The sequence below is a fragment of the Actinomadura harenae genome (assembly GCF_003696215.1).
Taxonomy (GTDB): Bacteria; Actinomycetota; Actinomycetes; order Streptosporangiales; family Streptosporangiaceae; genus Spirillospora; species Spirillospora harenae.
Map to the genome: position 1 here is coordinate 1 of NZ_RFFG01000150.1, position 15,506 is coordinate 15,506.

Here is a 15,506-nt window from a genome sequence, read left to right on the forward strand (position 1 = left end):
GCCCGCCGGGTTCGCGCTGTGGCGCCGCCTCGGGTGCGGCGCCGCCGGACCGGCCGCGCTCGACCGGCGCGGACGCGGCGACGTCGAGTCCGCGACCGCCCGCGAGTTCTGGACCGGCCCCCTCCCGGACGGCGCGGGCCCCGGCCACTGGATGTGCGTCCGCTACGCCTACACGGGCGGACGCGGCGCCGCCTACGCCGTCCTCGCGGACGACCGGGGCCTGCACGTCATCGGCCGCCGCCTGGACACGCCCGACTGCGCGTCCGCGGGCGGCGACGTCGCGAGCGCCGGATGGTGGCGGTCGCCGAAGGGCCGCTGGTACTACCTCGCCGCCGCGAGCCGCCGCGTGACCGCCCTCTCCGCGCAGGGCCCGTTCCAGCCCGTCGAGGCCGACGGCGGCCTCCTCGCCGGGCGCGGGCCGGTCGCGTCCGTCCCGCCGTCCGGCCGGATCACGGTGGTCGCGCGCGGCCTCGACCAGGTCCCGGTGCCGGTGTTCCGCCGCCCGGGCGGCTGACCGGCGCCCCTGCCGTCAGTGACCGCTTACTCCGTCGGGCACAATGGGGGCAGGAACCGACGAGAGGGGCGCGTGATGGGACGAGGGCCACTGGCCGGGGTCAGGGTCGTCGAACTGGCGGGCATCGGGCCCGGCCCGTTCGCCGCGATGCTGCTGGCCGACCTGGGGGCCGACGTCGTCCGCGTCGACCGGGCCGCCGCCGCGCGCAAGGGCGGCGGCGCGACGGGCGGGACCGACTTCACCAACCGCGGCAAGCGCTCCATCGCCGTGGACCTCAAGAACGCGCAGGGCCGCGACCTCGTCCTGCGGATGGTGGAGCGCTCCGACGTCCTGATCGAGGGGTTCCGCCCGGGCGTCACCGAGCGTCTCGGCCTCGGCCCGGACGACTGCCTCGCCCGCAACCCGGCGCTCGTCTACGGCCGCATGACCGGCTGGGGCCAGGACGGCCCGCTCGCCCAGAGCGCCGGGCACGACATCGGCTACATCGCGATCACCGGGACGCTGCACGCCATCGGGCGCGCGGGCGGCCCCCCGCAGGTCCCGATGAACCTGCTCGGCGACTTCGCGGGCGGCAGCATGTACCTGGCCGTCGGCGTCCTCGCGGCCCTCCTGGAGTCCCGCGCGAGCGGCCGGGGCCAGGTCGTGGACGCCGCGATCGTCGACGGCGCGACCCACCTGTCCACGTTCATCCACGCGTTCATGGCGGGCGGCCTCTGGAAGGACGAGCGCGGCGTCAACATGCTCGACACCGGCGCCCCCTGGTACGACGTCTACGAGACCGCGGACGGCGAGCACATGGCCGTCGGCGCCATCGAGCCGCAGTTCTACGCCGAGTTCCTCCGCCTCCTCGGCCTCGCGGACGCGGGCCTCCCCAGCCAGCACGACCGCGACGCCTGGCCCGAGCTCCGCGAGCGCTTCGCGGCCAAGTTCAAGGAACGCACCCGCGACGAGTGGGCCGAGATCTTCCTCCCGTCCGACGCGTGCGTGGCCCCCGTCCTGTCGATGACCGAGGCCGCCCGCCACCCCTACAACACCGAACGCGAGGTCTTCGTCGACCGCGGCGGCCACCTCCAGCCCGCCCCGGCCCCCCGCTTCTCCCGAACCCCCGCCACCACCGACGGCGAACCCTCCCTCCCTGGTGGCCATACCCGCGCCATCCTCGCCGACCTCGGCATAGAGGACGCCGAAGCCCTCCTGGCCGCAGGCGCCATCACCGAAAGCTGACCGTCTTCGCGTCGGGAGCCGGTGGGAGCCCGATTCCGTGAGCGCCGCCCAGGGCCGTCGTCCATGACCGGACGGCGGCCCTTCGCCGTCAGCGAGGCGCCGGGCCTTCGGGCGGGACGGCGGCGATGTCGGTGATGTGGTGGCGTAGGGCGTCGGTGAGTTCGGGGGGGCCGATGCGGTCGGGTTGGAGGACGGCGTGGAGGGTGAGGCCGTCCAGGAGGGCGTTGAGGCGGACGCGTTCGGCGTGGAGGTCGAGGTCGGGGCGTAGGGCGCCGAGGCGGTCGGCGGCGGCCAGGAGGACGTCGAGCATGGCCGCGAGTTCGTCGAACAGCTCCCGTGCGTAGGGGGCCAGGTCGGGGCGGGTGCGGGCGGCCGTGATGAAGGCGAGCCAGACCTCGGCCTCCTCGCGGCGGCTCTCGTCGAGCGGGAGGATCTCGGCGAGCAGGAGCTCGAGGGTCGCGACGTGCTCGGAGGCCGGGGCGTCCGGGGCGGGCTTCTTGAGGCGGGTCGCGGCCTCGCGGATGCGGGATCCGGCGCGGTCGGCGAAGTAGCGCATCGCGAAGATCATCAGGTCGGCCTGGCCGTCGAAGTAGTGCCGGACGGAGCCGATCGCGAGGCCCGCCTCGGCCGCGACGGCGCGCAGGGAGGCGTGGTCGAGGCCGTCGCGGCGGGCCACCCGGAAGATGGCCTCGGCCACCTCGCGACGGCGCTCCTCGGGGTCCACCATCTTGGGCATGGTCGCTTTATAGCACACCCGTGCTACCTTGGATTTAGCACGGGAATGCCAAAAAAACGGGGAGGAACCGTGTCGACCGAGATCATGACCTTTCTGCTGCTCCGCCTCGCGATCATCGCGGCGGGCGTCGTCCTGCTCGCCGTCGTCGCCGTCACGCTGCTGGTGATGCTGAGGCGGCGCGGCCACCTCGACCGGGCGCGGTCGCTCGCCGAGCCGGTGGTCCGGGGCTGGGCGGACCGGCCGGCGTCCGGCGGGGGAGACGCGCTGCGCCGGGCCGCCGTCCGCGGCGCGTTCGACCACTTCGACCGCCGCGAGGACGACCACCGCGCGGCGGACGGCCGGGCCTCCGACGAGCGGAAGGGGCGTTAGTCCGCGCTAGTCCTGGACCTCCCGCCTCCTGGGACGGCGCTTCACGTCCACGCCGCCCCAGAAGGCGAGCCCGGAGATGACGATCTCCGGCGCGCCCGGGACGCCCGGCCCGGTCGCCCGGTGCTCGAAACCGCCCATGATCCCCACACCCGTCACCCGGACGTTCACGTCGTCCGGGACGATGATGTCGATCCCGCCCATGATCGCCACCGCGGTGATGTGGACGGTCCGCGAGGTGAACCGCGCCTCGCGCAGGTCGATGTCGCCACCGCCCCAGTAGGCGAACGCGGTGAACGACTCCGGGACGGTCCACACGCCCTTGCGCTCGAACCCGCCCATGATCGCGACGCCGTTCGTCCAGGTCGGCGCCTCGCCCGGCGCGATGACGAAACCGCCCGCGGTCCCGGCGGCCGGACGCGGCGCCGGCGGCCCGGACGGCGCGGACCCGGAGGCCGGCAGGTCGCGGGTCAACGGCTCCAGCTCGGAGTACGTCTTCGCCTTGTAGACCGCGTCCAGCCGCTCGTCCACCTCCTCCAGGGTGAGCCGGCCCTCGCCCACGGCGTCCCGGAGGATCTGCGCCACGCGGTCGCGGTCGGCGTCGGAGGCCCGCATCTCCACAGGACGCGCGGGATCTGGCTTCTCGGGCAGATGAGTCATGCGCCAACCCTAGGCCCGCATCCGGCGAGGACCTACCCCAGGCGGGCCCGGCTCAGCCGCGGCGGACCCGGCTCAGCCGCGGCGGACGCGGCGGACCCAGGCGGCGATCTGCGCGCGGGACGACAGGCCGAGCTTGGCCAGGATGTGCTCGACCGCCGTGTCGACCGTGCGCCGCGCGACCGAGAGCCGGTCGGCGATCTCCCGGTTCGACAGGCCGCGCGCGACCAGCACCGCGACCTCGCGCTCGCGGGCGGTGAGCGGCTGCCGTTCCGGACGGGGCGCGGGCTCGCCGCGGGCCAGCGCGATCGCCTCGGCGACCGACAGCCGCGCGCCGCGCTCCTTGGCCGCCTGGAACCGCTCCGGTGGCAGCCGCTTGCGCAGCGCGTGCTCGGACGTGGCGCGCCGCCGCTTGTAGTCCGGCCCGTACAGCCGCGTCGCGCCGAGCTGCCGCCACATCGCCTCGGTCGCGCCGAGCAGCATCGCCGCCTGCTCGTACTCGCCGTGGACGACCGGCGCGGGCGTGAGCAGGTCGAGCGCGAGCGTGATGCCGAGCAGGTCGCCGAGCCGCTCCTTGATCCGCAGGCAGGCGAGCAGGTCGTCGGTCGCGGCCCGGTGCTCGCCGAGCCACCACAGCGCCGCGCCCCGCGCGTACAGCGCGAACGAGTGGCACCAGCGTTCGCCGGACGCCTCGCCGTCGCGGGCGGCGGCGTCCGCGAGCGCGAGCGCCTCCTGCTCCTTGCGCTGCAACAGCAGGACGGTCGACAGGTGCGGGCCGGTCAGCAGCGCCAGCGGGTCCCGGTAGCCGAGCCGGTCGAACGCCTCGCGGGCCTGCTCCATCCGGGTGCGCGCCTCGTCCAGGCGGCCCTCGAACAGCGCGAGCAGCCCCTCCCCGTGGACGACGTGCGCCAGCAGGTCGGGCGCCGACGCCGCCTCGGCGGTGTCGGCCATGATCATCGCCGTCGCGGACGAGTCGACGTTCGCCGCCGTGAACAGGTCCCGCGCCCGGTCGGTCTCGCCCTGCTGGACGGCGACCATGCCCGCGCCGTAGGCGATCCACGCCCGGTCGAGCGCGACGCGCGCCGCGTCCCCGGAGCCGCCGGTCGGCGACGCCAGGGCCCGGTCGTGCCAGCGCCGCGCCTCGCCGAACATGCCCAGGCAGATCCAGTAGTGCTGGAGGACGACCGTCAGGTGCAGCCCGGTCGCGACCTCCTCCGGCGTGGTGAGCGAGTACTCCAGCGCGACGCGCAGGTTCGGGTTCTCCTCGCTCAGCCGGGTCAGCCAGCCGAGCTGCTCCGCGCCGAGCGCCGCCTCACGCGCGCGCTCGGCCAGGTCGAGGTAGTGGTCGCGGTGGCGTTGCCGCAGGCAGGGGCCGTCGCCGAGTCCCGCGAGCCGCTCCGAGCCGTACTCGCGCAGCGTGTCGAGCATCCGGTAGCGGCGTCCGTCCCGTTCGACCTGGACGACCGACTTCTCCACGAGCCGCCCGAGGACCTCGAACAGCTCCTCGCCGGGCAGCCCGTCGCCGCCGCAGACGCGCTCGGCGGCGGTCAGGTCGAAGTCGCCGGGGAACACCGACAGCCGCGCCCACAGCAGCCGCTCCTCGCCGGTGCACAGCTCGTGGCTCCACTCGATCGCGGCGCGGAGCGTCCGGTGCCGGTCCCCGCCCGCGCGCGCGGTGCCGAGCAGCCGGAACCGGTCGTCCATCCGCTCGGCGAGCTGCTCCACCGACATCGTCCGCATCCGGACGGCGGCCAGCTCGATCGCGAGCGGGATGCCGTCCAGCTGCGCGCACAGCCGCGCGACCAGCGGACGGTTCTCCTTGGTCAGCGTGAACCCCGGCACCATCGCCTCGGCCCGGTCGGCGAACAGCGCGACCGCGTCGTCCGCGCCCTCGTCCACCGCCGCCCGCCCGGCCGCGCCCGCCCGGTTCCCCTCCGCCGCGGTGCCGCCCGCCGGGTCGCCGTCCGCGGGGGCGTCGGCGGCGACGGCCAGCGGCGGGATCACCAGGTTGTGCTCGCCCATCACGTCCAGCGGCTCGCGGCTGGTGGCGAGCACCCGCAGCCGGGGCGCGGCCCGCAGCAGCGTCTCGACGAGCGTGGCCGTGCCCTCCACCAGGTGCTCGCAAGTGTCCAGGACGAGCAGCAGCTCACGGTCGGCCAAGTGCTCGCAGAGCCGGTCGGTCTGGTCGCCCGCGGCCTGGCCGGGCAGGCCGAGCTTGTCGGCGACGTGCCGGGCGAGCAGATCCGGCTCGCGCAGCGCGGACAGCTCGACCAGCCACGCGCCGCCGTCGAACTCGCCGCGGACCTCGGTGGCCAGCCGGAGCGCCAGCCGGGTCTTGCCGACCCCGCCCACGCCGGTCAGCGTGACCAGGCGCGAGCGGGCCAGGACGCGCGTGGCCTCGGCCAGCTCGCGCCGCCGGCCGATGAACCGGGTCACCTCGGCGGGCAGGTTGCCGCCGTGCCGGTCGTCCGCCAGTGCCGTCACCGGTCACCTCGTTGGGGGAGGGAGCGTGGGGATGCGTGGGGTCGATCTGTGAACGGGGTCGATCTGTGAGCGGGTCGATCTGTGAATCGGGCTGTCGGATGGGAGCGTCAGGATGGGTGCATCGTACGCCGTCGGCGCCTCGGCCACGGGCGTAACGCGGGTCAATACGGCCGGTTATGGACGACCTTCCCGCTCCGCCCCCACAACGGCCCCCCGCATGTCCTACGCTCGCACATTCGCCGCCCGCGCGCCCCGGCCTCGCCGCCCTCCGCCCCGCCCCGGACGTCCGGACTCGCCTCGCGCCGCCCGCCCCGGGCTCACTCCCCGGCGGGCTCCAGGCGGACGACGACCGACTTGGAGGTGGGGGTGTTGCTGACCTCGGCCGTGCTGTCCAGCGGGACCAGCACGTTGGTCTCGGGGAAGTAGGCCGCCGCGCAGCCGCGCGCGGTCGGGTAGGCGATGATCCGGAAGGCGGGCGCGCGGCGCTCGGTGCCGTCCGTCCACTCCGACACCAGGTCGACGGTCGCGCCGTCGGCGAGGCCGAGCGCGGTGAGGTCGTCGGGGTTGACGAACACGACGCGCCGCCCGGCCTTGACGCCCCGGTACCGGTCGTCCAGGCCGTAGATCGTGGTGTTGTACTGGTCGTGGCTGCGGACGGTCTGGAGCAGCAGCCGCCCCTCCGGGACGCGCAGCACCTCCAGCGCGTTCGCGGTGAAGTTCGCCTTGCCCGTCGCGGTCGGGAAGCGGCGCTCGTCGCGCGGCGCGTGCGGCAGCGTGAACCCGTCCGGCTCGCGCACGCGCGCGTTGTAGTCGTCGAACCCCGGGACGACCCGCTCCACATGGTCGCGGATCACGTCGTAGTCGCGTTCCATGGCGTCCCAGGCGATGCCGTGCCGGTCGCCGAGCGTCCGCCGGGCCAGGCCCGTGACGATCGCGACCTCCGACCTGAGCTGCGGCGACGCGGGCGCGAGCCGTCCGCGTGAGGCGTGCACCATGCCCATCGAGTCCTCGACGGAGACGAACTGCTCGCCGCCCGCCTGGACGTCCCGCTCGGTGCGTCCCAGCGCGGGCAGGATCAGCGCCCGCCCGCCCGTGACCGCGTGCGACCGGTTCAGCTTCGTCGACACCTGGACGGTCAGCCGGCAGTTGCGCATCGCCGCCTCCGTCACGTCCGAGTCGGGGGTGGCGCGGATGAAGTTGCCGCCCATCGCGAAGAACACCCTGGCCTTGCCGTCCCGCATCGCGCGGATCGCGTCGACGGTGTCCAGGCCGTGCTCGCGCGGAGGCTCGAACCCGAACTCGGCGGCGAGCGCGTCCAGGAACTCGGGCTTCGGCTTCTCGTAGATGCCCATCGTCCGGTCGCCCTGGACGTTGGAGTGGCCGCGCACCGGGCACACGCCCGCGCCCGGACGGCCGATGTTGCCGCGCAGCAGCAGGAAGTTCACGACCTCGCGGATCGTCGGGACCGAGTTGCGGTGCTGCGTCAGGCCCATCGCCCAGCACACCACGATCCGCTTCGCCGCGAGGACGTCGCCGAGCGTCGCGGCGATCTCGCCGCGGGTCAGGCCGGTCGCGGCGAGCACGTCGTCCCAGTCCAGGGCCTTGACGTGGTCGGCGAACGCGCCGAACCCGTGGGTGTGCTCGTCGACGAACGCGTGGTCGACGGCGTCCGGGGCGTCCGACTCGAGCAGCAGCCGGTTCAGCGCCTGGAACAGGGCCAGGTCGCCGTTCACCCGGATCTGCAGGAACCGGTCGGCGAGCCTGGTGCCCTTCCCGACCACGCCGGACGGCACCTGCGGGTTCTTGAACCGGATCAGCCCGGCCTCCGGCAGCGGGTTGACCGCGACGATCCGCGCGCCGGCCTTCTTCGCCTTCTCCAGCGCCGACAGCATGCGCGGATGGTTCGTCCCGGGGTTCTGCCCGACGACGAAGATCAGGTCGGACCGGTAGAGGTCCTCCAGGAGCACCGAGCCCTTGCCGATGCCGATCGTCTCGGTCAGCGCCGACCCGGACGACTCGTGGCACATGTTCGAGCAGTCCGGCAGGTTGTTCGTGCCGAACGCGCGGACGAACAGCTGGTAGGCGAACGCGGCCTCGTTGCTGGTGCGGCCGGAGGTGTAGAAGACCGCCTCGTCGGGGGAGTCCAGGGCGTTCAGCTCGCTCGCGACCAGGCCGAACGCGTCGTCCCAGGAGATCGGCTCGTAGTGCTCCGAGCCCGGGTTCCTGACCATCGGCTCGGTGAGGCGGCCCTGCCGGCCCAGCCAGTGGTCGGTGCGCTCGCCCAGCTCGGCGACGGTGTGCTCGGCGAAGAACGCGCGGGTGATCCGGCGGGTCGTGGCCTCCTCGGCGACGGCCTTCGCGCCGTTCTCGCAGAACTCGGCGGTGTGCCGGTGGCCGGGCTCGGGCCACGCGCAGCCGGGGCAGTCGAACCCGTCCTTCTGGTTGACCTTGAGCAGCGTCAGCGCCGTCCGCTTCACGCCCATCTGCTCGTAGGAGTCGCGCAGGGCGGCCGTCACGCCCGGCACGCCCGCCGCCCACCGCTTCGGCTTCGCGATCTTCATCCCGGAGTCGTCGAAGTCCTCGCGCGGCGCCTCACGGCTCATCGTCCACACCCATTCTCGCCTTGGAACTGCTCCCTCCCACTCTCGCACCTTTTGGCCCCGAATCGACACAGCATGCCGTCCGACCTGCCCGAACACCCCTGGAACACCCTCCAGGGCGTCGGGGGCGCGGGCCTTCAGGGGTCAGCGGTCGAGGAGCGCGACGGCCAGCCGGAGGCCCGACGCCTTCGCACCGGGGGTGGCCAGCGACCACTCCAGGGCGGCGCGCAGGTTGCCCTCCTCGCTGCGCAGGCGACGCGTCCAGCAGGACTCGTGCGGGCCGAGGCGCTCGCGCGCGGCCCGGTCGGCGAGCGCGGCGTAGTGGTCGCGGTGGCGGCGGCGCAGCGGGCCGGTCTCCCCGGCCTCGTCCAGGCGCTCCGCGCCGTACTCGCGGAGCGTGTCGAGCATCTGGTAGCGGCCCGCGCCCGGGTCGAACCGCACCACGGACTTGTCGACCAGCATGGTCAGGACGTCGACGAGCTCGTCCGCGGGCAGGTCGCCGTCGGCGCAGACGGACTCGGCGGCGGCCAGGTCGAACCCGCCGGGGAACACCGACAGCCGCGCCCACAGCATCCGCTCGGCGGGCATGCACAGGTCGTGACTCCAGGTGATCGCGGCCCGCAGCGTCCGGTGCCGCCGCCCGCCCGTCCAGGACGCGCCGTAGGGGCCGTCCGCGCCGGTCAGCACGTGGAAGCGGTCCGACAGGCGTTCCACGATCTCCTCGACCGGCATCGCGGGCAGCCGGTCGGCGGCCAGTTCCAGGGCGAGCGGGATGCCCTCCAGGCGGCGGCAGAGCGCGCAGACCGCCGCGTGGTTGCCGGGGGCGACGGTGAACCCGGGGCTGCTGGCCCCGGCCCGCTCGGCGAACAGCGTGACCGAGTCGCACAGGGGCGCCGCATCCCCGGCCGAGCCCGTGGGGGCGGTGCCGTCCCGCGGGCAGGGCACGGCCAGCGGCGGGACGGGCACGAGGTGCTCGCCGACCAGGTTCAGCGACTCGCGGCTCGTCGTGAGGACGCGCAGACCGGGCGCGGCGGTCAGCAGCCGCTCGGCCAGCATCGCGCACGCGTGCACGAGGTGCTCGCACGTGTCGAGGACGAGCAGCAGCTCGGACGCGGCGAGCCGGTCGGCGAGGAACCCGGCCGGGTCGTCCACGCGGCGTCCGGGCAGCCGCAGCGTCTCGGCGATCACGCACGGCAGCGACTCGGGAGCGCGCAGGCCGGACAGCTCCACCAGCCACACCCCGTCGGGGAACAGCGGACGGGCCCGGTCGGCGGCGCGCAGCGCGAGGCGGGTCTTGCCGACGCCGCCCGGCCCGAGCAGCGTCACGAGCCTGGCCCGTTCCAGCGCGCGCAGCACCTGGTCCAGCTCGGCGCGGCGGCCGACGAAGCTGGTCGGTTCGGCGGGCAGGTTGCCCGGACGTCCTGGCGAACTCGCCACCGCTGGCCTCGGCAATCGCGTCGGGTTCGGGGGGTCGTGCGATCGCGGCGTGCCCGCCGCGCGGACGGGACCGGGCCATCCTACGCCGGTCGGCACCTTTGGTGACGAGGCGATCACCGGTTCGCGGTGTTCCGTGCCCGGGCCGTCCGGTACGCGCGGGTCACCGTGGGGGCACTGGGGGCGGCACTACGGGTGTCACTGCGGCGGGCCCGAGGCGAGCTTGACCTGCTGGGTGACGGCCTGCCCGCCCGGCGTGAGGTAGGTGAGCGCGACCTTGTCGCCCGGGTGGTGGAGCAGAAGCAGGTCGGTGAGCGTGTTGGGGGAGTCGACGGGCGTCCCGTCCAGGCCGGTGATCACCGCGCCGACGGGGACGTCGAGCTGCTCGGCCGGGGAGTCGGGCAGCGTGGACGCCACCTGCGCGCCCCCGCCCTGCCCCGTGCCGCCCTGCCCCGTGCCCGGCGCTCCGGCGCCCGTGCCGCCGTTCTGGTCCGCGCCGCCCGTGCCCTGGCCGCCGTCGGCCGTGCGGACCTGGACGCCGAGCATCGCGGTCTGGCCGATGTGCACCTTCGGCGCGCCCTGCCCCTGCCGGATCTGCTCGGCGATCCCGAGCGCCCGGTTGATCGGGATGGCGAAGCCGCGCCCGCCGTCCTTCTTGGCCATCGTGAACCCGCCGGACGCGGCGGTGTCCATGCCGACCACCTCGCCCGAGGCGTTGAACAGGGGGCCCCCGGAGTCGCCCGGCCGGATCGCCGCGTCCGTCTCGATCAGCCCGGACAGCTTCTCGGACGACCCGTCGGAGTCGTCCTTGGCGATGACGGCCTGGTCCAGCGAGGTGACCTTGCCCTTGGCGACCTTCGGCGCGCCGCCCTTCCCGCCCGCGTTGCCCTTGGCGGTGACCGGGTCGCCCTCGGCGACCTTGCCCGAGTCGCCGAACGCCGCGGGCTTCAGCCCCGCGCTCTTCACGCCGGTCAGCTTGATCACCGCGACGTCGTTCGACTTGTCGTAGCCGACCACGCGGGCGGTGTAGACCTTGTGGGTGCGGGTGTCGGTCGCCTTGATCGAGGTCGCGCCCTGGATGACGTGGTTGTTGGTGAGGACGAGGCCCGTCCGGTCGAGGATGATGCCGGTGCCCGCGGCGAGCGTGCCGCGGTAGCCGAGCTCGGTGTCGACGTTGACGATGCCGCCGCCGCGCACGCCCCCGGCGGGCCGGTGCACCGCCTGCGGCGAGGACTGGGTGGCCGCCGACGGGTCGCCCGGACCCGCCATGATCGGCCTGATCAGCAGGAAGGTCGCGAGACCGGCGAGCGCGAACAGCACCAGCCAGCCCGCGGCCGAGCGGGACCCGCCGGGGCCTGGGACGTTGCGGTCCGGGACAGGGTGCATCACGCCTCCTCCGCGCCGCGCCGGACGCGGACGGCATACCCGCTGCGTCGCAATTCCACCTTGGCGGCTCTAACTCATGAAACGCACCGCGAGGCGGAAATGTTCGGGATCCCCCGACAAGGAGGCCCGGATCACCTGATCCGGACGTCCGTCCCGGGCACGGAGGAGGCCGCCGTCCACCTCCGGGGCTCAGGGGGCGGGAGTGAAGTACCGGCGGGGGTTGGCGACGAGCATCGCGTCGATCTGCGCGTCGGTCACCCCGGCCTCGCGCAGCGCCGGCAGGACGTCGTCGGTGAGGTGCCCGTAGTGCCAGTTCGGCAGGACGGGCCGCAGCGCCTCGGGATCCGGCCCGAACCAGTCGATGTAGCAGGACGCGTCGTGGCTGAGCACCATCCGGTCGGCGTATCCGCGGGCGCAGAGGGCGGCGACGGTCGCGACCCGGTCGGGGGTCGGGTTGTAGGTGTCCAGGCCGAACCGGTCCATGCCGAGGACCGCGCCGGTGTCGGCGAGTTCCATCAGGTAGTCGAGGTCGTTGCTGTCGCCCGCGTGCCCGACGACGACCCGGGCCGGGTCCACGCCCTCCTTGAGGAGCAGGTCGAGCGCGCCGCGTCCGCTGTGGGACGCGCTGTGCGTGTGGACGGTCACGGGCGCGCCGGTCTCGCGGTGCGCGGCGGCGACGGCGCGCAGCACCCGCTCGACGCCGGGGGTGAAGCCGGGCTCGTCCACGGCGCACTTGAGGAAGGCCGCCCGGACCCCGGTGTCCGCGATGCCCTCGGTCAGGTCGCGGACGAAGTCGGCGACGAGCGGCTCGGGCCCGCCGAGGAGCGTGCCCGGCCCGCGGTAGTGCAGCGGGAACGGCAGGTCGGCGTAGGTGTAGAGCCCGGTCGCGACGACGATGTTCAGCTCCGGGACGAGGTCGGCGACCCGCCGGATGCGCGGGATGTACCGGCCGAGCCCCCACACGGTCGGGTCGGCGATGGTGGTGACGCCGCTCCCGGCGAGCGCGGCCAGCTTGGCGGCGGCGTCGGCGACCCGCTCGTCCTCGTCCCACCAGGCCCCGGAACCGTAGTTGCGCTGGTGGTAGTCGTCCAGGACGAACACGTGCTCGTGCATGTACGTCCGGCCGAGGTCGGCGACGTCGACCGGGCCGCGCGCGGTCTCCACGGTGGGCATGGGGCCTCCTCGCGTCCGGGCGGGACCGGCCGGAACGGCGTCCGGCCGACCGGTCCTCGCAAGCTAGGACACCCGGTGAGGCCCGTCAACGCACCCGCCCGCGGGGCCTGGGCGCGGGGGATCAGATCTCGGTGACGATCTGGTCGTAGGCGAGGCGCGGGTTGCGGGGGAACCAGGCGTCCGGGCCGGGCATGCCCACGTTGACCACGGCCAGGACCTCCTGGCCGGTGCCCTCGAGGAACTCGGCGCGGACGCCCTCGGCGTCGAAGCCGGTCATCGGGCCCGCGGCGAGGCCGGCGGCGCGGATGCCGACGATGAGGTAGCCGAGCTGGATCGTGGCGTTGAACTTCGCCATGCCCGCGCGGCCCGGGTTGCCCTCCATCGCCTCGCGCGCGCCCGCGGCGTGCGGGAAGACGGTCGGCAGGTGCTCGTGGAAGCCGGTGTCGGCGGCGACGATCAGCGTCAGCGGCGCGGAGGCCGTCTTCGGGCGGTTGCCCTCGGACATGTGCGCGACCAGGCGCTCGCGGGCCTCCGGCGTGCGGACGGCCACCAGCCGCATCGGCTGGGCGTTCATCGCGGTCGGGCCGAACTTGACCAGGTCGTAGATCGCCTGGAGCCGCTCGTCCGGCACGGGCTCGGAGGCGAAGGTGTTGGCGGTGCGGGCCTCGCGGAACAGCAGGTCCTGGGCGGCCGCGTCGAGCGCGAGCGTGTCGGTGGTCCGGACTTCGGGGTGCAGGGCGGTCATCGCAGGAACCTTTCTCGGGCTAACTGTTGAAGATTCAACCAATCTAACGCGAGTGAGCCCCCGGTTATGCCGGAACGGGTGTGCCTCCCCTCACACCCCGTGATGATCAAGCGGGAGGGGGCGGAGGGGAGGGGGCGGAGGTCGGGGGTCAGAAGGGCAGGAGGAAGTGGAGGCTCACCGAGTCCATCAGCAGGGCGGCGGTCGTGCCGACCGCGGCGAGCAGCGCCAGGCCCGCCGCCGACAGGCCGCCGAGCACCGACCAGCGGCCCACCTGGTACCCCAGCGGGACCAGCGCCGGGTCGCGGCCGCGCACCGGCCACGGCGCGCGCAGCGGGGACGTCCCGGGCACCTCGTCGATCACGTCCGGGGACGGGGACGGCGACGAGGCCGCGCCGGGCGCCGCGGGCGGGGTCGCGGACGCCAGCCCCGACGCCCACAGCAGCAGGTCGGCGACCTCGCCCGGCGCGGTCGACAGCCCCGACCCGAAGAACCGGACCTCGCCCGCGACCTGCTCCAGCGACCGCACCGAGTTGCCCAGCCCGACCCCGGCCAGCCAGTCGCGCAGCCCGGCCTCCGTGACGTCCCGCCCGACGTCGGTCTTCAACAGCAGGTCCAGCTTGGTGACGATCACGCCGATGCGCTTCTGCCGGCCCCGGTCCGGGCGGGTGCGCAGCTCGTTCAGGACGCGCTGCAGCGTGTCCGCCGGATCCTCCTCCGACGTCCCGGCCGACTCCTCGACCAGGTGCAGCTCCGACTCGCCCAGCGAGTGCCGGACGTAGGGCAGCGCGAACGGGTCGACCACGAACAGCAGCGCCTCGCCGTGGTCCAGGTAGCGCAGCGACTCCACCTCGGTCGCGCCCGTGTAGTGCTCGCCCGCCGGGTCGAACAGGTACAGGATGCGGCGGACGCGGCCGGGCAGCTCGATGTCCAGCATCGTCGCGAGCGGAAGCTCCGGGCCGGTCTTGGCGGGCCGTCCACCCGAGTTGAAGACCTGCACCATCGCCGCGTACGCCTCGGCGTGCCGCCGCTCCACGAACGCCAGCCGCCCGTGCGCCGCCCGCGCGCGGGTGTGCAGCGCCCGGATCCCGAGCACCATGAACGTCGTCTTCCCGGCGGCCGGGCCGCCGACGAACGGCAGCGGCTCGATCCGGACGCGCCCGATGCGCTCGGGCAGCCGTCCCTCGCAGTGCGGGCAGTACGCCGCCAGCCGGAACCGGCCCAGCGGGACGGTCGTGGGCAGCCGCGTCCCGCACCGGCACACGTGCCGGAACGCGCCCGCCGCGCCCGGCGTCAGCCGCGGGTGCCGCGCGCCGCATCCCGGGCACGCGTACACCGGCAGGGCGATCCGCTCGTAACAGAACGGATGCGGGCAGGTCTGGAGGATCCGCCCGTAGACCATGAACCCGCGCTCGACCGCCGCCAGCGCCAGCACGCACACCGACCACGCCGCCAGCCCGACCGCCGCGACCAGCCCGTACAGGACGGTCAGCGCCAGTCCCAGCACCGCCGCCGGGACGGCCGCGACCGCGATCCCCGCGCACAGCGCCAGCCAGAACGGGAACGTGAAGAACCCCCACAGCCCGCCGAGCAGCAGCCGCGTCAGCCGCGTGATCGCCCAGCGGGCCGTCCCGTACACGCGCGGGACGACGGTCCTGGTGATCGTCCACCAGTCGCGCCACGCCTGCCCGAGCAGGTACGTCCGGTACGACACCACGGGCTCGGCGACCGGCGACGGCCCGCCGCGCTCCCGGGGCGTCAGCGCCCGGACGGCGTGCAGGTAGTACAACCCGAACGCGGCCAGCCCGGCCGCGGCCACCACCGCCGGGAACAGAACAGGGAACACCAGGACGAACCCGGCGTACATGACGGCGAGCCAGAGCAGGATCAGCAGTCCGATGACGACGGCGGGCATCCGGTCACCCCCGCCGCGCGTCGTCGAGCAGCGCCTTCAGCGCCGCGCGCAACTCCGGATCGGACGCGAACCGCGACTCCAGATGCCGCGCCGCCAGGAACCGGGACGCCGCGCCCCGCGCCCACTCCTCCAGCGCCGGTTCCCGCACGCCCCGCGCCCGCAGCCGCAGCACGACCTCCACCAGCTCGTCCCGGCGCTCGCCGTCCGAGCCGCGCCGCCGCCGCGCGCCCGGACCGCCCGTCCACTGCACACCGAGCCGCGCCCGCGCCGTCGGC

At 74.5% G+C, this 15,506-nt stretch carries 11 protein-coding genes and 2 pseudogenes; 3 read left to right on the top strand and 10 right to left on the bottom strand.

The features are described from left to right. Window positions 1-514 (top strand): annotated as a pseudogene (locus tag EBO15_RS44755) (hypothetical protein); the annotation flags it as partial. Window positions 515-589: 75 nt separating this feature from the next. Further along, complete coding sequence (locus EBO15_RS39575) at window positions 590-1,738, top strand: CaiB/BaiF CoA transferase family protein (protein WP_122199601.1); 1,149 nt, start codon at window positions 590-592, stop codon at window positions 1,736-1,738. Window positions 1,739-1,826: 88 nt separating this feature from the next. Here the strand turns inward: EBO15_RS39575 and EBO15_RS39580 are convergent, their stop codons facing one another. Further along, entirely contained in the window at window positions 1,827-2,474 is a 648-nt protein-coding gene (locus EBO15_RS39580) for a TetR/AcrR family transcriptional regulator (RefSeq protein ID WP_122199602.1), read from the bottom strand. Between the two features lie 69 nt (window positions 2,475-2,543). Here EBO15_RS39580 and EBO15_RS39585 point away from each other — a divergent pair, with 69 nt between their 5' ends. Continuing rightward, entirely contained in the window at window positions 2,544-2,843 is a 300-nt protein-coding gene (locus EBO15_RS39585; RefSeq protein WP_122199603.1) for a hypothetical protein, read from the top strand. Window positions 2,844-2,849: 6 nt separating this feature from the next. On the opposite strand, the gene EBO15_RS39590 is transcribed toward EBO15_RS39585, so the two are convergent. The 9 genes and pseudogenes from EBO15_RS39590 to EBO15_RS44760 form a co-directional block, all read right to left on the bottom strand. Next, the gene (locus EBO15_RS39590; RefSeq protein ID WP_122199604.1) at window positions 2,850-3,500 is read right to left on the bottom strand and encodes a DUF1707 SHOCT-like domain-containing protein; all 651 of its coding nucleotides are present in this window, start codon (window positions 3,498-3,500) and stop codon (window positions 2,850-2,852) included. A gap of 72 nt (window positions 3,501-3,572) precedes the next feature. Next, complete coding sequence (locus tag EBO15_RS39595) at window positions 3,573-5,981, bottom strand: ATP-binding protein (RefSeq protein ID WP_122199605.1); 2,409 nt, start codon at window positions 5,979-5,981, stop codon at window positions 3,573-3,575. A 317-nt stretch (window positions 5,982-6,298) separates the two neighbouring features. Beyond that, window positions 6,299-8,584, bottom strand: coding sequence for an FdhF/YdeP family oxidoreductase (locus EBO15_RS39600; RefSeq protein WP_122199606.1), 2,286 nt, complete (start codon window positions 8,582-8,584; stop codon window positions 6,299-6,301). Between the two features lie 141 nt (window positions 8,585-8,725). Continuing rightward, the gene (locus EBO15_RS39605; protein ID WP_122199607.1) at window positions 8,726-10,018 is read right to left on the bottom strand and encodes an ATP-binding protein; all 1,293 of its coding nucleotides are present in this window, start codon (window positions 10,016-10,018) and stop codon (window positions 8,726-8,728) included. Window positions 10,019-10,213: 195 nt separating this feature from the next. After that, window positions 10,214-11,401 (bottom strand): S1C family serine protease, encoded by a 1,188-nt coding sequence (locus EBO15_RS39610; protein WP_122199608.1) that lies wholly within the window; start codon window positions 11,399-11,401, stop codon window positions 10,214-10,216. Between the two features lie 189 nt (window positions 11,402-11,590). Next, window positions 11,591-12,574, bottom strand: coding sequence for a phosphotriesterase family protein (locus tag EBO15_RS39615; protein ID WP_122199609.1), 984 nt, complete (start codon window positions 12,572-12,574; stop codon window positions 11,591-11,593). Window positions 12,575-12,695: 121 nt separating this feature from the next. Next, window positions 12,696-13,319 (bottom strand): malonic semialdehyde reductase, encoded by a 624-nt coding sequence (locus EBO15_RS39620; RefSeq protein ID WP_122199610.1) that lies wholly within the window; start codon window positions 13,317-13,319, stop codon window positions 12,696-12,698. Window positions 13,320-13,467: 148 nt separating this feature from the next. Then, the gene (locus tag EBO15_RS39625; RefSeq protein ID WP_233616781.1) at window positions 13,468-15,231 is read right to left on the bottom strand and encodes a TRAFAC clade GTPase domain-containing protein; all 1,764 of its coding nucleotides are present in this window, start codon (window positions 15,229-15,231) and stop codon (window positions 13,468-13,470) included. A gap of 4 nt (window positions 15,232-15,235) precedes the next feature. Further along, window positions 15,236-15,506 (bottom strand): annotated as a pseudogene (locus tag EBO15_RS44760) (hypothetical protein); the annotation flags it as partial.